8 protein-coding genes (1 of these 8 running past the window's edge) are annotated in these 19,975 nt (G+C 73.4%); 4 read left to right on the top strand and 4 right to left on the bottom strand.

The features are described from left to right. Nucleotides 1-83 precede the first annotated feature (83 nt). The 3 genes from FHX44_RS19435 to FHX44_RS19425 all read left to right on the top strand — a co-directional run bounded on the left by FHX44_RS19435 (nt 84) and on the right by FHX44_RS19425 (nt 2,943). The gene (locus FHX44_RS19435) at nt 84-1,478 is read left to right on the top strand and encodes an ATP-binding protein (RefSeq protein ID WP_147257094.1); all 1,395 of its coding nucleotides are present in this window, start codon (nt 84-86) and stop codon (nt 1,476-1,478) included. A 28-nt stretch (nt 1,479-1,506) separates the two neighbouring features. Further along, nucleotides 1,507-2,451 (top strand): RNA polymerase subunit sigma-70, encoded by a 945-nt coding sequence (locus FHX44_RS19430; protein ID WP_147257093.1) that lies wholly within the window; start codon nt 1,507-1,509, stop codon nt 2,449-2,451. A 78-nt stretch (nt 2,452-2,529) separates the two neighbouring features. After that, nucleotides 2,530-2,943, top strand: coding sequence for a YybH family protein (locus FHX44_RS19425; RefSeq protein WP_212612553.1), 414 nt, complete (start codon nt 2,530-2,532; stop codon nt 2,941-2,943). 67 nt (nt 2,944-3,010) lie between these two features. Here the strand turns inward: FHX44_RS19425 and thiC are convergent, their stop codons facing one another. Together thiC and thiD are read right to left on the bottom strand one after the other, a co-directional pair. Continuing rightward, nucleotides 3,011-4,630, bottom strand: coding sequence for a phosphomethylpyrimidine synthase ThiC (gene thiC, locus FHX44_RS19420; RefSeq protein WP_147257091.1), 1,620 nt, complete (start codon nt 4,628-4,630; stop codon nt 3,011-3,013). Nucleotides 4,631-4,746: 116 nt separating this feature from the next. Further along, nucleotides 4,747-5,598, bottom strand: coding sequence for a bifunctional hydroxymethylpyrimidine kinase/phosphomethylpyrimidine kinase (gene thiD / locus FHX44_RS19415; RefSeq protein ID WP_147257090.1), 852 nt, complete (start codon nt 5,596-5,598; stop codon nt 4,747-4,749). A 161-nt stretch (nt 5,599-5,759) separates the two neighbouring features. On the opposite strand from thiD, the gene FHX44_RS19410 reads away from it, so the two are divergent. Continuing rightward, nucleotides 5,760-6,200, top strand: a complete 441-nt coding sequence (locus FHX44_RS19410) for a nitroreductase family deazaflavin-dependent oxidoreductase (RefSeq protein ID WP_147257089.1) — start codon at nt 5,760-5,762, stop codon at nt 6,198-6,200. Nucleotides 6,201-6,205: 5 nt separating this feature from the next. Here the strand turns inward: FHX44_RS19410 and FHX44_RS19405 are convergent, their stop codons facing one another. Together FHX44_RS19405 and FHX44_RS19400 are read right to left on the bottom strand one after the other, a co-directional pair. After that, nucleotides 6,206-7,459 (bottom strand): S1 family peptidase, encoded by a 1,254-nt coding sequence (locus FHX44_RS19405; RefSeq protein WP_147257088.1) that lies wholly within the window; start codon nt 7,457-7,459, stop codon nt 6,206-6,208. A 58-nt stretch (nt 7,460-7,517) separates the two neighbouring features. Beyond that, nucleotides 7,518-19,975 carry the final stretch of a GNAT family N-acetyltransferase gene (locus tag FHX44_RS19400; RefSeq protein WP_147257087.1) on the bottom strand. 53,188 nt of this gene lie beyond the right edge of the window, so the window shows 12,458 of its 65,646 coding nt (coding positions 53,189-65,646); its start codon lies beyond the right edge, outside the window; the stop codon is at nt 7,518-7,520.

Below are 19,975 nucleotides of genomic sequence, written 5' to 3'. Positions count from 1 at the left end.
CCCTTGGTCGACAGGGTGGCGCTGCAAGATCTGATCCTGCAGCGGAATTTCCTGCGCAGGAAATTCCTTCGTAGGATCAGGGCGTGAGGTTCCTGAACCGCGTGGACGAGCTGGCGCAGCTCCGTGCGCGCGTGAACGGCGGCGACGCCGAGCTGCTGGTCGTCTACGGGCGACGACGGATCGGGAAGACCGAGCTCCTCACCCACCTCACGAGTGGTGTCAGATCGCTGTACATCGAGGCCACCGACTCGGTGCCGGCGGATCAGCTGCGAGACCTCGGCGCGGAGCTCGCGCGCGTGTCGGGCGACGAGCTGCTCGCCGCCCAGCCCCTCCTGAGCTGGTCCGCCGCGCTCGCCGCGATCGGCCGGTTCACCGGAGAGCAGCGCACCCTCGTGGTGCTCGACGAGTTCCAGCTGCTCGCCAGGCGTTCCCCCGAACTGGAGACGGTGCTGAGCCAGTGGTGGCGGACCACCGGGAGGCGGCTCCCGATCGTCCTCGTCCTCGCCGGCAGCGAGCTCTCCTTCTTCGAGGACGAGGTGCTCGCCGGGCAGCTCTACGGCAGGCGCACCGGACAACTTCGCCTCGAGCCGTTCACCGCGCGCGACGCAGGACTGTTCCAGCCGGGGTATTCGGCCGAGGATCGGATCCGCGCGTACGCGGTGTGCGGTGGCGTGCCGTACTACCTCGACCGTTTTCTGGACACCCGCACGCTCGCCACGAACCTCCTCGAAGAGGTGTTCCAGCGGACCGGCCTGCTGCACGACGAGGCCGAGCTGATGCTGCGGCAGTCGATACCGGCCCCGGCGAACCACATCGCCGTCCTGCGATCGATCGCTCAAGGGCACAACCGCAACAACCAGATCAGCCAGCGCACCGGGCTCGCCGCGGCCCACGTCACGAAGCTGCTGGACGTCCTGGAACGACTCGGTCTCGTCGAGCGGCTCCGGCCCATCACGGCGTCGCCGAAGGCGCGGCGGACCGCCTATGCGATCGCCGACCCGTTCCTGCGGTTCCACTACAGGTTCGTGGAACCCGCGCGCTCCCAGCTCCGCACGACGTCGCTCGCATCCGCGTACGTCCAGGACACCGTCCTTCCCCAGCTCGACGCCTTCACCGCCCGGACGTGGGAAGAGGTCTGCCAGCAGCACGTGCTCGCGACCGTGCCCGGGGTCACCGCCGTCGGCCGCTGGTGGGGTCCGGTCCCGACCGGCGACGGGCGGCGCACCGAGGAGCGGGAGATCGACGTCGTCGGGGTCGACGGCGAACGCTCGGTCGTCGTACTCGGCACGTGCAAGTGGACCGCGCGCCCGGCCGGCCTCGGAGAGCTGAACCTGCTGGACCACCTCGCCCCTTTCGCGGGGGCCCGGGCGGCGCGGCGCTTCGTCTTCTCCCGCAGCGGGTTCGACGTCGAGCTGACGGCCCGGGCCGCCCAGGACCCCACGGTGACGCTGGTGTCGCCGGCGGACATCTACGCCTGAGGCTCCGTCCGGAGGCCACCATGGGGACGTGGCATCCACCGTCGAGGCCGAGTTCGCCGCCGCCGTCGCCCCGTTCCGCGGTGAGGTCATCGCGCACTGCTACCGGATGCTCGGCTCGCTCACCGACGCCGAGGACGTCGTGCAGGAGTCCTGGCTGCGGGCGTGGCAGGCCTGGCCCGGCTTCGAGCCCCGCCTGGACGACCGGGAGCGGTCCGTCCGCGCGTGGCTGTACCGGATCGCCACCAACCGCTGCCTGACGTTCCTCGGGCGCGCCGCGCGCCGCGAGCTGCCCACCGCGGTGACCCCTGCCGAGGCGGAGGAGGTGCGGTGGCTGGAGCCGCTGCCCGGCGACCGGATGGCGTATGCCGACCGCCTCGACCCGGCGGAGCGGCTGGTTGCGTGGGAGAGCGTCGAGCTGGCCTTCCTGGTGGCGCTGCAGCACCTGCCGCCCCGGCAGCGCGCCGCGCTGCTGCTGCGCGAGGTGCTGGGCTACTCGGCCGCCGAGACGGCCGGCCTGCTCGACACCTCCGTCGCGTCGGTGAACAGCGCCCTCCAGCGCGCCCGCCTGCTGCGCGAGCGGCCGGCACCGGATCGGAACACCCCGGAGACGGCCGAGCTGGCCCGCCGCTACGCCGCCGCGTGGGAAGCCGGTGACGTCGACGCGATCGTGGCGATGCTCGCCGAGGACGCGCGCTACTCGATGCCTCCGCTGCCAGAGTGGTACGCCGGCCGAGCCGCGATCCGGGAGTTCCTGGTCACCGGGCCCCTCACCCACCGGTGGCGCTTCCTCGCGACGAACGCCAACGGCATGCCGGCGTTCGCGACGTACATGTGGGACGGCGCCGCCCACGTCCCGATGGGGCTCGACGTGCTCACCGTGCGCGGCGGCGTGGTGCACGAGGTCGTGTCGTTCCTCGACGCCGACTTCGCCGAGTTCGGGCTTCCGAGGCGGATCGACGGCGAGCCCGGCTGAACGGTGCCGACCCGACCGATGAGTTCCCGCGCCGGTCGGGGTTGTCCATGGCGACCCCCCGACGAAAGGAGCAGGACAGTGGCCGAAGAGGAGATCCGGGAGCTGATCGAGCGGTGGACCGCCGCCGTGCACGCAGGCGACCTCGACACCGTGCTGGCCGACCACACCGGCGACATCGTGATGTTCGACGTGCCCCCGCCCCAGGACGGCGTCCGCGGCATCGAGCCCTACCGCGCCACCTGGCCGGGCTTCTTCGAGTGGCAGGCGAAGGGAGCGACGTTCGAGATCGTGGAGCTCGACGTCACGGCCGGCGAGGACGTCGCGTTCGCGTGGGCGCTGCTGCGGTGCGGCACCGCCGAGGAGCACGCGGCCCACCCCGAGCAGCGGCTGCGGATCACGTTCGGCCTGCGCAAGGAGAACGGACGCTGGCAGGTGGCCCACGAGCACCACTCGTTCCCCGACAAGACCGCCGTCGCGGACGTGCACCCGTAGTCGACCCCTGTGTCAGCAAAGCCACTTTCATGACACGTGAGGACATGAAAGTGGCTTTGCTGACATCTCAGGCCAGGGGGAGGTGGAGACGCCCTCCGCCCTCCGTGAACTCCGCCGCCTTCTCCGCCATGCCGGCCTCGATCGCGGCCACCGTCGTCAGGCCGTTGGCCTCGGCGTAGTCGCGGACGTCCTGCGTGATCCGCATCGAGCAGAACTTCGGCCCGCACATGGAGCAGAAGTGCGCGGACTTGGCCGGTTCGGCGGGCAGGGTCTCGTCGTGGAAGGCGAGGGCGGTGTCCGGGTCGAGCGACAGGTGGAACTGGTCGAGCCAGCGGAACTCGAACCGGGCCGCGGAGAGCGCGTCGTCACGGGCCTGGGCGCGCGGGTGCTCCTTGGCCAGGTCGGCGGCGTGGGCGGCGATCTTGTAGGTGATCACGCCGGTCTTCACGTCGTCGCGGTTCGGGAGTCCGAGGTGCTCCTTCGGCGTGACGTAGCAGAGCATCGCCGTACCGGCCTGCGCGATCCGGGCCGCGCCGATCGCGCTCGTGATGTGGTCGTAGCCGGGCGCGATGTCGGTGGCGAGCGGGCCGAGGGTGTAGAACGGCGCCTCGCCGCACCACTCCTCCTCCAGCCGCACGTTCTCGTCGACCTTGTGCAGCGGGACGTGCCCGGGCCCCTCGATCATCACCTGGACGTCCTTCGCCCGGGCGATCGCGGTGAGCTCCCCGAGGGTCTTCAGCTCGGCCAGCTGCGCCTCGTCGTTCGCGTCGGCGATCGAGCCCGGCCGCAGCCCGTCACCGAGGGAGAAGGTGACGTCGAAGGCGCGCAGGATGTCGCAGAGCTCGGAGAAGTGCGTGTAGAGGAACGACTCGCGGTGGTGGGCGAGGCACCAGGCGGCCATGATCGACCCACCGCGGGAGACGATCCCGGTGACGCGCTTCGCGGTGAGCGGCACGTAGCGCAGCAGCACGCCCGCGTGCACCGTCATGTAGTCGACGCCCTGTTCGCACTGCTCGACCACGACGTCGCGGTAGAGCTCCCACGACAGCTTCGCGGGGTCGCCACCCGCCTTCTCGAGGGCCTGGTAGATCGGCACCGTGCCGATCGGGACGGGCGAGTTGCGCAGGATCCACTCGCGCGTCTCGGAGATCTGCCTGCCCGTGGAGAGGTCCATGACGGTGTCGGCGCCCCAGCGGGTGGCCCACACCATCTTCTCCACCTCCTCCTCGATCGAGGAGGTCACGGCGGAGTTGCCGATGTTGGCGTTGACCTTCACCAGGAACCTCTTGCCGATCACCATCGGCTCGGACTCGGGGTGCCGCCGGTTGGCCGGGATCACCGCCCGGCCGCGGGCGACCTCGTCCCGCACCAGCTCGGCGTCGACACCCTCCCGGATCGCGGCGAACCGCATCTCCGGCGTGATCACACCGGCCCGGGCGTACGAGAGCTGGGTGCCCGGCTCGCGTGCCGCGATCCACGGGGCGCGCAGCGGCGGCAGCCCGGCCGCGAGGTCGATCGTGGCGGTGTCGTCGGTGTACGGGCCCGAGGTGTCGTAGACGTCGTGGTGCTCACCGGTGGACAGTTCGATGCGGCGGACGGGGACGCGCAGCCCGTCCGGTCCCTCGAGATACGCCTTGTGCGAGCCCCTCGCGGGGCCGGTCGTGACGGACGGCGCTACAGCGGTCATCGCTGGTGTTCTCCCTACGTCGGCATTACCCGGACAGGTTCTGCGGTCGGCTGCACATGCCCTCTCAGCCCGTTGCGCTCACGAGCTCCCGCGGTGTGTTCAGTTGTGATCGGACTTCAGACGGTCTGCTCCCACCAGTTCCGGACCGTCCACAGCGGCGAGATCGGGCCGTGGCCCGCGCCGAGGGGATAGGAGTGCCGCACGGCCTCGACGACGTAGCGCTTGCCGAACGCGACGGCCTCCGGCACGGACATGCCGCGCGCGAGACCCGACGCGATGGCAGAGGCCATGTTGTCGCCGCCGCCGTGGGTGTTGCCGGTGTCGAACCGGGGCCCTGGCAGCTCGGTGAAGGTGTGGCCGTCGTAGAGCAGGTCGACGCACACGTCGGTGTCCTCGCGCAGGTGCCCGCCCTTGACCAGCACGTACTGCGGCCCGAACGCGTGCATCACCTTGGCCGCCTCGTACTGGGCTGCGCGGTCGTGGACGTCGACCTCGGCGAGCAGCCGCACCTCGTCGAGGTTGGGTGTGGCCAGCAGGGCACGGGGGAAGAGCAGGGTGCGGTAGGCGTCGAGGGCCGAGTCGGCGAGCAGCGGGTCGCCGTGCATGGACGCGGCGACGGGATCGATGACCAGCGGGATGCCGACTCCGCCGATCCCCACCCGGTCGCACGCCGCGACGATCGCCTCGATGATCGGGGTGTCGGCGAGCATGCCGGTCTTCACGGCGCCCAGCGCGATGTCCGTGGCCACGGCCTCGATCTGGGCCGCGACGGTCTCCGGCGGGATCGTGTGCACGCCGGTGACGCCGGTGGTGTTCTGCACGGTGACCGCGGTGACGGCCACGCAGCCGTGGGCCCCGCAGGCCGCCATGGCCCGCAGGTCGGCCGCGACGCCCGCGCCGCCGCCGGAGTCGGTGCCCGCGATCGTCATGACGGTCGGGGGTGTGGTGCCCACCGTGGGCTCAGCCATTTTCGCCTCCCTACGCCGGCATTACCCGGACAGGTTCCTGCGGTCGGTGGCGCACCAGCCACCCTCTCAGCCCGCTGCTGCGAGCTCCCGTCTACGCCCGACCGTAACCCGTCCGGAGGGGCGAGGGAAGATCCGGCAGGGCCGCCGTGTTGGACCACCACATGCCACTCGAGGGTGAATACGAGATCAGCCCCACCGGATGGGTGCGGGAGCAGACCGAGAAGATCTTCGAGACCGGGACGACGGAGAGCGTCGACATCAAGGGCCGTCGCGTCGTGCTGTTGACCACCCGCGGCGCCAAGACGGGCAAGCTGCGCAAGGTGCCGCTGATGCGCGTGGAGCACGGGGGCCACTACGCCATCGTCGCTTCCCTCGGCGGCGCCCCGAAGCACCCCGTCTGGTACTACAACGTCAAGGCCGAGCCGCACGTCGAGCTGCAGGACGGCACGGAGACCGGTGACTTCAAGGCGCGCGAGGTCACCGGCGAGGAGAAGGCGATCTGGTGGGAACGGGCCGTCGAGGCCTACCCGGACTACGCCGACTACCAGAAGAAGACGACCCGCGAGATCCCGGTCTTCGTCCTGGAACCGCTCGTGGCCTGACCCGATCACGGGCGGTCCCCGTCGACCGCGGCGAGGTACGCCCGCAGGACGGGCGCCGCGATGTGGGCCGCGTCGCCCCGTGAGCCGCGCCGGTCGTGCTGCACGTAGGTGACCGCCGCGACGCGCAGCCGGCCGTGCTCCCGCACGAGCACCGGTCCACCGGAGTTGCCGCGCTGCACCCGCCACGGCGTCCAGAGCACGGCGCCGCCGTCGCGCGCGACGAGCCGACCGACCCCGATCGCGGGGAGCGGCACCGGGTTCGCCGGCCAGACGAACCGCGGCACCCCGCCGTGCGGGTAGCCGACCGACAGCGCGAGCGCGTCCACCGCGTCCGCCGTGGAGATCTGGAGCGACTCCACCGGGAGACCGGCGGAGTCGATCCGGAGCAGGCGCAGGTCGGACTCCTGCGCCAGCTGCCGGCACCGCGCTTCGTCGAGGTCCGGCACGTGCTCGGCGAGCGCCCCCGCGAACCGCTCGGGGTCCGGGCGCGGGAGCGGGGCGGCGGCGCGGACCGTCCCGGCCACGCTGACGCGCGCCGAGCGCGCGGCGCCGATCACGTGATCGTTGGTCACCAGGTCGGCATGCCTGCCGTCGTTGCGGATCACGAACGCGGTGCCCCGGCTCGACCGCGTCTCGATGCTGACCACCGCGTCGATCTCCGGGGGCGGGTTCCCGGGCAGCTCCACGGCCTGCAGCGCCGTGCGTGGCCACCCCGAGAGCCCGAACCGCCCCGAGACCGTCACCCGCCCCGACGCGCTCGAGCCGGCGCCGGCCAGCTCGTCGAGCGCCTCCCCTGCCGTCACCACGGGTTGGGCCGTGCGGATCATCGGTGGCCGTCGCGCGTGCACCCGCCAGATCAGCACCCCGGTCACGACCGCCGTGAGGACCCAGCCCGCCGACGCCGACCAGCCCGGGATGATCCCGGTCTCCACGAACGGGGAGTGGATGAGCTGGACGGTGACGCCCGCTCCCAGTGCCGCGCCCGGCAGGCCGACCAGCCGCTCGAACAGGCACATCCCGCCGAAGACCGCGACGGCGGTCGCCACCCCGCAGGTGATCAGGACGGTCGGGTCGGACGTCCGCCCCGCGGCCACGAGGACCATCGCCGCGGTCCACCCACCCGCCAGCATCGCGGTGGCGGGCGGCGCCCACCACAGCAATGCCCGCAGGAGCGGGTACCGCTGCGCCGGGACCTCCTCCGGCTTCACGCGCAGGACGTGGGCCGTCTCCGCGTCCGGTGCGGACCTGATCTCGATCATCGACGGGGATTCCTCTCCATCTGGCGGCCACGGCGGCCGCCACGGTTGAACTGCGCCATCACGCGAACCTCCCGGGGAACACCCTCATCAGTTCGTTCCACGTGGCGGCCAGGCCGGGATGCAGATCGAGCGTCGGGACCCAGTCCCGCCGGATCCATTCCAGCCGGCTGGTTTCCCGATTTCGGCGGAATCCGATGTCCCGCGAGCTCACCACGGCGAACACCGTGGTGAACCCCCAACCGCCGTGATCGTCCAGGAACGACCCGAGAATCGTGTAAGCCGACGGGAGGAGGCCGCCTTCCTCAGCGGCTTCCCGGATCGCCGCCTGTTCCGCCGACTCGCCCGCCTCGCGGGCGCCGCCCAGCAGGCCCCAGGTCCCCGCGTAGTCGCCGCGCGCCCGCTGCTGCAGCAGGAACCAATCCATCCCGTCGCCGTCGCGGTACCAGGGCAGGAGGCCGGCGGCGCCGTGGATGCCCCAATGGTTCTCGCCACACTGGCACTCGAAACCGTTCGGGCCGGGCGGCCGCACCGAGCGTTCACCGACGAGCTGCGCCGCGAGCACCTCCGCCGCCCGCGGCGTGTGGAAGGAGACCTGGTCACCGGAAGCGTTCACCTCGCCGCCGGCCAGGAAGTCGCGAACGCTGTACAGCACCGGTCCCCGCACCCAGTCGAACGCGTGCCTGCGGCCCTTGAGGCGCATCATCCGGACGAATTCCTGGTACTCCCGGCTCGCTCTCGGGAACCAGATCCCGGACATCTCGTTCAACGCCTCGGCCGGTACGTCGAACCGGAGGACGACCGGAACTCCCCCGTGCGCCTGCGCGCGCTTGCGTGCCATTCGGCGGGCGTCCCAGTGATCGGGTGTCGTGTAGAAGCCGGTTCCGAAATCGGTGCGATCGCGCTGAACGGAGAGGTCGATGCCCCGGCTGCGGATGCTGTCGGCGCCGCGGTCGGTCGTGCCGTGGTACAGCGTCACCGTTCCCGACATCGCGGTACCCGGCTGCTCGCCCGGCGCGTCCGGATCGGGGGGCGTCCAGACCTGCATGGACGGCCGCGGCGCCACCCCGGTCCCGACCGCCTGAACGGTGGCCGTGGCGTCGGCCATCAGGGCCACGACGTTGGCGTTCGGGCCGGCCGCCGAGATGGCGCCGGGCAGGGGGCCGAGCACGTCGAGCACGCGCGACGACCGGGCGGGATCCGAATGGAGCGCGACCACCACGGCGGCGTGGACGAGGCTGAGCCACGAGCCGTTGCGCTCGCCGGCAGGCGTCCGCGTCACCGCCGAGGCAGCGCGCAGCACATCCGTCAGTGCGCTCGTGTGCTCCGCGAGGTTGCGATCGGTCCACAGCCGCACCAGCCGCGCGAGGTCCCGCGCATCCCGCCGCTTCTTCGGCAGCTCGCGCAACCACCCCGGATCGCCGACGAGCGCGACCAGGACCCCGAGCGCGACCCGGGCGGGCAGGCTCGCCGTCGGCCACCACTTCGCGAGCCAGGACGGCGAGCCCAGACGCGGTGCGATCCAGCGCAGGTAGTCGTCGGCGAGCTCTCGACCACCGCGGAGGGATCCGGCCAGCAGCCTCTCGGCGATGCGTTGCAGGGCGGTCTCGTACCCGTCGCGGGCGGCACCGTCCTCGACGATCCGCTCGAGAACCAGACCCGCGACTCCCCAGAACGCCGGATCGTCGGCGTCCGTGGCACGCAGGCGCTCCAGCGGATCGGCGGGCGGCGGGGCCCGGCTGCGTGCCCCGTCGATCGCCTCCCGGAGCGCACCGAGCCGGGCCAGCTCGGCGTAGCGCTCCTCGCCGACCGCGACGACCAGGCCGTCGGCGTCGTACCACGCGAACGTCACGAGCCGCTCGACGAGATCGGCCGCCTCCGCTTCCGACACGTGACCACGCAGCTCGGCGGCGAGCAGCTCCCCGCGGAAGACCAGCAAAGCCTCGTCGGTGCGCAGCCCCGCCACGGGCGGATCCCGGTTGCCCCCTGACCCGTCCGGAGGCGCCGCCTGCTCCTGCCGGATCCGGGCCAGGGCCCACGTGATCAGCTGCGTCTGTTCCGGGCTGAAGCCGGGCCGGTACGCATGGTCGGGCAGCCGCTCACCCGGATGGGCCGCGGCCGCGATCTCCTGCGCCTCCGCGAGCTGCTCGCGCAGCCAGCCGGGCAACCGCCCCGCGGCGACGACCTGGCTCATCCAGTCCACCCGGGCACCGACGATCAACCGCCGCGCGGGGTCGCGGATCACCGCCAGCAGCTCGGCGCGCCGCTCGACGACGTACTCGTAGCCGGCGAGCACGTCGGCCTCGGTCAGCACGCCGAAGATCTCCTGCGCCGACCGCGTCTCGAACGGTGCTCCCTCGATCACGATCTGGAAATGCGCCTCGGCCGGCTCGGGGTCCAGCCTCATGCCCGCGTCGAAGTCGACCAGCCCGACGTTCCCGAACCGGTCCAGGACGAGATTGATCTTCTTCACCGCGCGCAGGTCGATGTCGCCGAGCACCGATGCGATCCCGAGGAGGCGGGCCACCTGGGCGCGCTGGAGCGGCTCGTCGAGGTCGACCTCGCTGCCGCCGCGGTAGTGGCCGACCTCGACCGTCTCGCCCGCCCCCAGCACCACCCCGCCGTGGGGGTCCAGCACGTGCTCGGGCAGAACGGCCGGCCAGGTGAGCACGGCCGGTGCGCCCAGTACCCGGTACGCGGCCGCGGTGTCGAGCGCGCGGTCCAGGTGCTCCGGGCCGCGGGGGTGCACCACCAGCAGGCGGGGATCGGGGCCACGCACCCTCACCAGCACGGCGGTCGGCAGGCCGCGCTTGCGGTCCAAGGTCGCCACGTACTCGACGGCGGGCAAGGTCGCAGGCGCCACGGCCACCCGGTCGCCGAGGGACGGGTCAACGTCCCGCACGACGGGCCGCCACCCATTGTCGGGGTTGCCGCCGTACAGCCCGCGCACGATCTCGTGTTCGAGCGCGACCCGGGTCTGCTCGTCGAACCCGCTGATCACGGCGCCGGACGACTCCACGGGGGTGATCACCGCGAGGCGATCGACGTCGAGGACGTGGAGAACGCGCACGTCGCGCAGCCCGCGCACGGCGAGCGCCGGGGTGCGGCCCGCGCGGAACGGCCACAGGCCCACCGACACCCAGAGCCCGCTCGGGCCGAGCTCGAGCGGATCAACCGGGACGAGATCGTTCCGGGCCCACAGCTCGCGCACCTCGTCCAGCACCGGCGCGACCGCGGCCGGATCGGTGACGACGACGAGACCGCGGTCCGATTCGGCGATCACGACGCCGCGCCGTTCGGTCGGCCGGTGCGCTCCGCCACCCAGACCCGGGACGATCGCCGCCGCCATCGCGGCAGCGCCCGCGTCCCCGCCCACGTACCCCCAGAGGGCGGCGCCTGCGATGAGGCCTGCGCCGACCTGCCACGGCGGGCGCAGCTCGTACCAGGCCCGCACCAGGTGGCGCACCCAGTCGGCGGGGTCGCGCCCACGCAGCTCGGGCACGGTCACGACGACCAGCGCCACCAGCCCGGGCAGGACGGCCAGCACCAGGCCGACGACCACCGCGGGCACGCCGTACCCGGTCGCGGCCGCCACCCAGCCGGTCGCCGTGCCCAGCAGCACCCACCGCAGCCGGCTCACCAGTCCCTTGCCTGCGGCGACGGCGGCGTCCAGTGGCCACCGCAGCAGGTCGACGATCGCCTCGCCGATCGTCCCCAGCGTGCGGCCGACCCACTCGCCCGCTGCCCTCAGCATCCGGTAGACGACGTAGGCGGCCGCGAGCAGCACGAGCGCCTTCAGGACCGTGGTGTCCCCTTCGGCGGCGGCTGGTGCGGCGTGGTGCAGCGACGTCGCCTCGGCCGTGCCGCTTCCACCTGGCACCGCCGCCAGGCCCCACCACGCGGCGCCGGTGAGTCCGGCGATCGTCAGGGCCGTCCCGAGGCCGGAGCCACCGGTCCGTCCGGTACCGGGCCGGGCCTGCCACAGGTGGTAGCGGGCAGCGGCGAGCGCGAAGCCGGCCAGGCCGGGCAGCTCGTCGGGCAGCTCGCCCTCCACGTAGGCGAGCAGGCCCGCGGGCGGCTCGCCCGGGATCGTCCAGCGTGCCAACACCGCGGCCAGCGGGTCGCCGAGTTCCGCGGGGAGCCTGCCGATGAGCAGGCCCAGGCTGCGGTGGGCCTGTTCGAGATCCGCACGAGTCGGGCGGTGGCCGGTCGACGGCGGGGTGAGCGCCCGGCGGATCGCCGCGAGGCCGGCCGCGTCGACGGCGTGGTGCAGGTGCACGCGCCAGGCTGTGGGCTGCCCGACGGCGAGGGCGGCCTCGGCGAGCCGAGCGGCCGGGGACCTCTCGGCGCCGAGCAGCACGGACGCCAGGTCGATCGCACGATCGGCCGCGGCGGCGTCGGCGGGGGGACCCCGCGCGGCCTGCAGCTCCAGCCACCACCTGCGGGCGAGGTGCACCAGCCGGTCGAACGCGGCGTCGAACCCGGCATCGGGGAGGCGACCGTCGCGGCGGGAGCCGAGCTCGGCCGCGATGTGATCCAGGGCGAACTCCACCCGGCGCAGGTGGCGCCGCGCCTCGCCGGGGCGGCCTGCGTCCCGGGCGGCGCCGGCCAGGTCCAGCCGCAGGGCGACGTGGTCGAGCAGCACTGCAGGCGTGGCGCCTGCCGCACGAACCTCGGCGCGGGCGGCGGCGGCACCGGCGACCAGCAGCGGGGCGACGAGCGCGGTGGCCAGCCCGCTCTCCCGGTCGATGTGCGTGATCATCCCGGCGACCTGGCCGTCCTTGGTGAGCACCGGGCTGCCCAGGGCAGCGGGGTCGAGCGGTGCGGCGAGGGTGACCGTCGCCGGACCGGTGGCGACGACCGGGGCGAGGGTCGGGCGCAGCACCTGCGCGGCGTCCCGGGCGGCCACCAGCAACGGCGTGCCCACCGCCACCGCATCCGTGGTGACGGGGAGCGGCACGGCGTGCAGCCCGGGCACGTGCAGCACCACGAGGTCGGCGGTGCCCAGGTCGAAGCCGAACAGCATCCGGCCGAGCCTGCGGGCCCGCGCGACGAGCGGGGCGGCCACCCCGAACGAGTCCGGGGTCAGCGCGATCACCTCGTCCGGAGCCACCCCGTCGACCGTGACGTCCCACAGGTCACGGCCGGCGAACGCGCTCAGCGGGGCGAGGACGAGGTCGGGGGCGACCGCCCATCCGGTGCCGAGCAGCTCGCCGCCGCCGCGGACGGCCAGCACCGAGTCGACGAGCCACATCTCCCGTTGCGAGAGGTCGCCGGTCGCAGTGGGGAAGGCGTTCACCAACCGATGCCGGCCACCCCGGACCCGCTGGACCACGAGCACCAGCTCCGGGGCATCGGTGGCGTCCGGGCCGAGCAGCCGCAGCCCGTCCGGGACGGCGCTCGCGACCCGGTGGATCTCCGTCCGGCCGATCACCGCGGCCGGGCCGCGCGATGCCTGCCACGCCCGGCCGATCAGCGCGATCAACCACCCGCTGCGCTCGATCGGGCTCAACGGGCGGTGCTCGCCGACCAGCCAGGCCGAGGCCAGCGCCGTCAACGGTCCACCCGGTGCGAGGGTGCCCGGCAGCTCCAGCCCGGTGTCGCCGGGCGCGCGCGGCGGGACCGGTGCCGGTCGGACGTCGAGAACGCTCACCCATCCGCCGTCGTCGAGCACCAGGCCGGGATGCTCGGTCACCGCGGCACGGACCAGCTCGACCGGCGCGGGGGCCAGCTCGGCCAGGGACGTCAGCGTCCTGTCGAGGCCGTCGCGGTCCATCACGTCGAACACGCGCTGCCCGATCCGGTGCAGCACCCCGGGCGTGCCCGTCGCGGCGAGCAGCTCGGCGGCCTGGGCCTCGGCCCGGTCCAGGGCATGGGCAGGGTGGTCGTCCACCCGCGCGGGCCAGGCGCCGGGCCGCGCCAGCGCCGCGCGCGCGGCGGGGATCCCGTCCCCGGCCCGCGCGAGCCGGACCAGGGCGGCGTCGACCCGGCCGAGCTCCCACGCAGCCGACGCCCACTCGACCTGCCGCACCACGAACCGGATCAGCCGGCGCACCCGGAGGGCCTCCTCGACGGCGGCGGGAACCCCCCGCACGAGCGCGGCGAGCCGATCGTCGAACTCGACGAGCGGGTCGTCCACCCACAGGCCCCGGCGGACCGCCACGGGCAGCTGCAGGATCCCTTCGAGGAACAGCGCCCGGTCGGTGACGACCGTCGACGCGTCGAACGCCAGGTAGACGACCACCACCTGATCCATCCCCGCGGCTGCGAGCATCTCGGACAGCCGCTCGTTCAGCTGGTCGACCAGGGCCAGGGTGGAGGGCTCGGCCGCCCCGGCAGCGTGCGACGTCAGCTCGTCGCTGCGCCGCTCGATGGCGTCCGCCGCGGCCCGTTCGGCCAGCGCAGCGCGCACCAGCTCGACGTGGGTCGCGGTCGGTGCGACGCGCTCACCGGCGCTGTCGTAGGCGATCGCGTTCACGAGCGGGAACGCGGCGGCCAGCAGCCGGATGATCTCGGCTTCGTCCTCGTCGTGGGTCAGCCCGGCATCGTTGCGTTCCCTGATCCGGCCCTGGCGGTGGAAGAAGTCCTCGTGCGCCAGCAGCTGCTCGAACAGCCCGGCCACGCGCAGCCGGTACAGGGTCGGGGCGAAGACCACCACGACGTCGCGGTCGGCCCAGTAGTATCCGACGAGCCGTCCGGGCAGGTCGGCGAGCCCGTTCGCGCGCAGCAGGTCGTACACCGCCTCGTCCAGCGGGATCTCCAGCACGCCGGGCGGCGCTCGCGGGTCGGCGGGGTCGTTCTCGTGGGTGGTGCCGAGGCGCTCGAGCTGGGGCAGCAGCTTCACCCACCGGTCCTCCCGGCCCGTGCCCCACTCACCGTCGAGCACCGCACCGCTCTGCCCGCTGGGACCGGGCGGGTTCACCGCCCGGTCGAGCTCGGCGGCGAACAGTTCGCCCGCTGCCCGCTGACGCGCCGTCATCCCGTCGTGCAGCCGCCGGGCGTGGCCCAGCAACGTTCGCCAGTGCTCGGTGAGCGGGCCGGGATCGGCGAGCGCCTCCTTCAGCGTCGTCTCGTACTCCCGCCACCTCGCGATCTGCTGATCGGCGTTCCGCCGCGCGTGCCGGGTGATGTTCGCGTCGTACAGGTCCTGGTAGGCGATCAGCCACAGTTGCCATTTCAGGCGGAAGCCCATCAGTCCCTCGATCAGCGGGTCCGGAACGCCCGCCGCGCGCACCGCGTCCATCTCGTCGACTACGGCCTGGCTGATCGCGTCCCGGAGGGCTTCCGCGGCCGGGGTCGGGGTGCCCAGCTCCGGGATGTCGGACAGGGACTCGCGCAGCCGCTGGTGGGCGATCCAGACCTCGACGACGGCCGGCGCGGCGGCGGGATCGGCGAACAGCCGGTCCAGCGTCTCGCGCAGCTGGACGACGGCGTCGTGCCAGTCCTCACCCCGGACGGCCCTCGGGTCGACGAGCAGCGCCAGCGCGGCGAGATCGGTGGACCACCGGGGTTGCCACTCGGACAGCCGGCGGGCCGCCGCCTCGACCGGCCCCACCGCGAGCGCGGTCGGGTCGGCCTCCAGCGCGCGCAACCACTGCTCCACCAACCGACCAGCGTTCTGGCGGCGCCGCTCCCGCCACGCGCCCAGCTCGTCGGGCGAGGTGGGCCGCTCGACGCGGTAGGTGTGCTCGTGGTCGAGCACCTGCTCCAGCCAGTCCGCAGGCAGCAGCCCCCCGCGCTGCAGCCACCGGATGACGGCCAGCTGTTCGTCCGTCACGTACACCCGCCCGTCGAGGGTGTAGGCGATGACGTTGCGCAGTGTCTCGTCGCCGATCCCGTGATCGCGCAGCGCCCGCGCCGGCACCAGCACGCCACGGCCACCGCCGTGCCGCGTCGGCAACGGGGACGGCGGGGTCTCCCGCAGCGCGGCCTCGTAGCCGTCCCGCGCCGCGTCGGAGAGTTCCACCGCCAGCGCTCCGGATCCGGTGTTCCTGCCATCGGCGGCGTCGGGCTCCGCGCGGTGCGCGCGCACGAACCTGGCGGCACGTTCGCGGGCGCCCATCACCGCGGAGTTGGCCAGCAGCGCCCAGCGCAGCCATTGCGGTACCCAACCGAACAGCGCGTGCAGCAGCTCGTGGACGGGGTCGATCATCCGCAGCAAGGTCACCAGGCCTGCGGTCGCCACCGCGATCACCACGACGTTCGCGGCGAAGACCACGACCGCGGCCAACCGCGTACGCACGGACACGGGACCGCGTGGCTGCGGGTTGCGCGCGAGCTCCACGACGGTGTGGCCCGCACCGAGAAGCCCGAGGACCCCGACCAGGCCCAGGTAGAGCCCGGCGTGCCAGGCGACCGGCTGCCCGCCGAACAACGGCAATCCCGCCCAGGCCAACCCGACGACCGCCGCGGCGACCGTGAATCCCACGACTGCGGCCGTCCCGGTGAACGGAACGGCCTTGCGGCCCCAGGAACTGCTGCGGGCCAGCGAGCCGGCCACCCCGGCCACCGCGGAGAGCCCGAGGACCGCAGCCAGCGACCCGACACCGGGTTCGACGCCGAAGACCGGCAGCCCCCACGCCAACAGCCAAACCTGCAACAGGAACCCGATGAGCCCGATCACCTTGCTGGTGCGCGCCAGCTGGCGACGCACCTTCGCGGGCGCGCTCGAGAACTCCGCGGCCAGCGCGACGCCGACGGCCCAGACCAGCCACGCCCCGAAGCCGAGGGCGACGTACACCAGCCACGTCGGAGCCACCCAGCCACCGACCGCGACGCCGGCCGTGCCGGCCGCCGCAACGCCCGGGGTGGCCGCCAATGCCAGCGCGGCGACGGCCCCCACCACCGCGGCCCGGGCCAGGCCTGCCGCCCAACGGGCCAGGCCTGCCGCTGCCCGGCCACCGGTCCGTGCCCAGAACCCGGCGACGCCGGACGGGCCGCCGCTCGACGGCCTCGACGGACCCGCAGGACCCGACGGGCCTGCCGGTGGCGGCCCGCGCAGGTTGTGCCCGAGCTCGGCCAGCCCGCGCTCGATCAGCACCACCTGCTCGCCGGTCAGGCCGATGGCCCGCAGCTCGCCGGCGGTGTGGGTGATCAGGTCCCCGATGTTGAGGATGCCGTGGCCCTCGAGCACCGCCATGATCTCGGCGGCGGTGGCGTTGCCCGCCTGCCCCGCGATCGCGGCTTCGAGCCGGGCGATCGACCCGACCTTGAACCGGGTCACGAGGCGCGCGACGACGAACATCACGCCGGTGACCACCACGTAGCCGATCCCCAACGTGAGCTCGACGGCCCCGGCGGTGGCGACGGTGAGCCCGCCCGGGGCCAGCCCGGCCACCACGAGCTGCGTCAGCCCGACCCCGGCGGCGGCGCCGAGCTGGGTACCCACCAGGAACCGGCTGGTGCCGGCCACGCCACGGGTCAGCGCCGTGGTCGGACCCATCGGCAGCTGGAACGCGATGCTGACCGCCACGAACATCCCGACCAGTGGGATGGCCGAGCTCGCCGCGTGCGGCCATGCCAGCAGCGCCCCCAGGAGCAGCGGCACCGTGACCATCGGGAGCGAGGCGCCCACCAGCGTGCCCATCCACGGCCGCTTCGCCTTGGCCCCGGCCCACCACCCGTTCGCCCACACCGCCGCGTACCGGTGCACGAACGTCACGACCGCGGCCGCCCACACCACGAACTGCGCGTCCAGCCACGGCATGTGCACCTTGAGCATCGGCGAAACCGCGCCGAGCATCCAGCCGATCGGGAACCCGATCAGGAACCCGAGCAGCGGCACCGACACCACGAACCGCAGCGGCGCCCGCCACGCCCGCTTCGCCGCGGCGGCCATGCTGTCGCGGGCCTGCCGCCACGACGAGCCCGCCACCGCCGGGGGTGCGAGCCCACCTCGCAGCGCCACCCAGGTGGCGGCGCTGAGCGCTGCCGTCATCAGGCCGAGCGCCACCGCGGCGCCGCGCCATCCGGACAACACGAACACCGAGCCGGCCACCGCCAGCGGTAGCCAGGCCCGGCCCACCGACGACCACGTCTGCACCCGGTCCTGCCGGTCCCCGGCAGCGGCGGCCTCGAGCGGGTGTCGAGCCAGCGACGCCTGGAAGATCGCCGATGCTGAGATCATCATGCCGCCCAGCCCGTAGAGGACGAGCAGCACGCCGAACGCGGCGGGCGCCACCGCGATCGCGGCGAGGGCGGCGGAGGCGGCCAGCCCGATGCCCAGCGCCGCGTTCACCCCGAGCCGCTTGCCGAACACCGCGTTCACCAGCAACGACAGGCCACCCACGCCCCAGCCGGCGAACGCCAGCAGCAGGGTCGACGTGGCCGGGACGCCGTAGGTGGCGGCGATGTCGAACGTGGCGTAGGTGGCGGCCATCGCCACCGTCATCCCGACGCCCACGTGCAGGCCGAGGAGCTCGCCCTGCCGGGCGCGCAGCCACCCGGACAGCCTGGCGCCGGCAACCAGCCGCTCTCCCGTCCCGCGCGCCAGGCTGCCGGACAGGGCCGTCGCCCGCGCCAGCACCAGCCGGGCGACCAGTCCGATGGTGTGCAGCCCGTGCCACAGCCCGGTGTGCCGATCGGCGGCCAGGTGGAAGTCGTGCTCGTGGGCCAGCAAGCGCGTCCACCAGCTCGCCGGGAGCCGGCCGGCGCCGATGAGCGCGTCGATCTCGGCGAGGGTGTCGGCGAAGACCAGCACCACGCCGCGGGCATGCCAGCCGAACGCGATCACACCTTCGGCCCCGGCGGGGCGCAGACCGGCCGGCGCCACCAGCACGGTCACCCCGGGCGGGGCGCGCGGCAGGTGCGAGAACCGCTCGCGGTCCACGGGCACCGCGGCGTCGTACAGCGTTCGCGCGGCGCCCTCCATCGCCCGCAGCGCCCGGTGCCCGAACGGGTTGACGGCCACCAACCCGCCTTCGCCTGGCGCGGTGCCGCGCAGCGCTGCCTCGACCCGGGCGAGGACGCGCTGGTCCCGGTCCTTGTTGAGCAGTCTCGCCGCCTCGGTGGGGGTGACGAGCCGGACCGACGCGGTTTCCCTGCCGCCCTCCACGTACGGGGTGGGATCGGGTGACAGCGGGCTCCCACCGTCGCGAACGCCGAGGTAGAAGCGGGTGATGGTGGTGTTCCCCCGGTGGTCGCCGAGGTAGCCGACGATCCTGGCGCGCAGCCCGGTTTCCTCCCAGACCTCGCGGTGCGCGTTCTGCTGGGCGCTCAGTCCGGGTTCGACGCGCCCCTTGGGGAAGGTGAACCGATAGCCGCCGAATCCTCCCTTCGGTTCGATCAGCCACAGCTTGCCCCGTTCGACGATCACGATGCCCGCGGAGACCGTCGCTGCACTCGGCAGCGGCGGTTCGGACACGTCGACGTCGGCGATGGCGGCGAAGGCCGGCTCGGTGGGCAGCGTGATCCCGGCGCGGTCGGCGATGTCGGCACGGCGCGCCTTCAGCCGCGCGGCGAGCATCCGCGTGGTGTGCGGCGCGAACCCGGCAGCGTTGACCGCGGCATCGATGCGTTCGGATGAGACACCGGCGACGAGCTGGGCGGAGGCCGTCAACTGGGCGTCGGTCATGTCGCCGAACACCGAGGCGGCCTGGGGGTTGCGGGCGTCCGGATCGTGCGAGCTGGTCCGTCCGCGCAGCACGTCCCACTCGGTGACGACGTCGCCGAACGCGGCGCCCTTCGCCGCGCCGCGAGCCCGGAACAGCAGGCCACCACCGAGGTCGGCCCAGAACGGCTCGTCGCCGTCGGTGAGGATGTTGTCGCCGCTGCCCACGACGTCCCAGTTGCCCAGCCAGGCAGCGGGGGCGAAGCCCTGCTGCACCCTGGCCCGGTAGTGCCGGCTGCGCACTCGCTCCCCGAAGTCGTGGCGTGCGTCCGGGCGGATCTTCGACGCGACGCCCAGCCGGCCGCCGGGGAGGATCACCAGCCGCAGCTCGGCCGTGTCGACGCGAGCCAGCCGGGCGAGTACCGCGGTCAGCACCTCGTTGCGGGCGTGGTCCTTCGAGTGCGATCGCTTGACGTAGTAGTCGGTGCCGTCGGCCGCCCGGTAGGTGCCACCAGGGTTGGAGCCGCGCTGCCCACCGACCTTCCTCCAGCCGCGGGCAACCACCGGCGTGAACCACTCGAGCACATCCCCCGTCCCCGCCGCGGCGAGCTCGATCGGCGACGGGGCGGACACCTCGTCGAGCAGGTGTTCATCGGCCCAGGTGAACTGGTAGTCGATCCCGGGGAACGGGGACGGGGTGATGCCGACGAGCACGGACCGGTGCCCACGGGGCAGCAGTCCTTCGTTCTTCGGGTAGATGCCCGTCGCGGCCAGCCAGACCGCGTTGTCGGTGAGGTAGGCGTTGAGGACGGACAGCCCGCCGCGGGTACTGGCGTAGGCCATCGCGTAGTCGCGCTCGTAGCTGACGAACTGGATGGAGTCGGTCTCCCGCACGTCGCCCAGCGCGAACGGAGAGCTCGACTGGCCTTCCGCGACGATGGTGGCCGCCGTGGCCGGATCGGCGGGCAGCG

The sequence above is a fragment of the Pseudonocardia hierapolitana genome, from assembly GCF_007994075.1.
Taxonomy (GTDB): Bacteria; Actinomycetota; Actinomycetes; order Mycobacteriales; family Pseudonocardiaceae; genus Pseudonocardia; species Pseudonocardia hierapolitana.
This window is presented reverse-complemented; position numbering and strand designations above follow the sequence as displayed.

Coding starts and splice junctions, on each gene's coding strand:
- FHX44_RS19410 (WP_147257089.1), top strand. CDS start 5,760: ATGCCACTCGAGGGTGAATACGAGATCAGCCCCACCGGATGGGTGCGG.
- FHX44_RS19405 (WP_147257088.1), bottom strand. CDS start 7,459: ATGATCGAGATCAGGTCCGCACCGGACGCGGAGACGGCCCACGTCCTG.
- thiD (WP_147257090.1), bottom strand. CDS start 5,598: ATGGCTGAGCCCACGGTGGGCACCACACCCCCGACCGTCATGACGATC.
- thiC (WP_147257091.1), bottom strand. CDS start 4,630: ATGACCGCTGTAGCGCCGTCCGTCACGACCGGCCCCGCGAGGGGCTCG.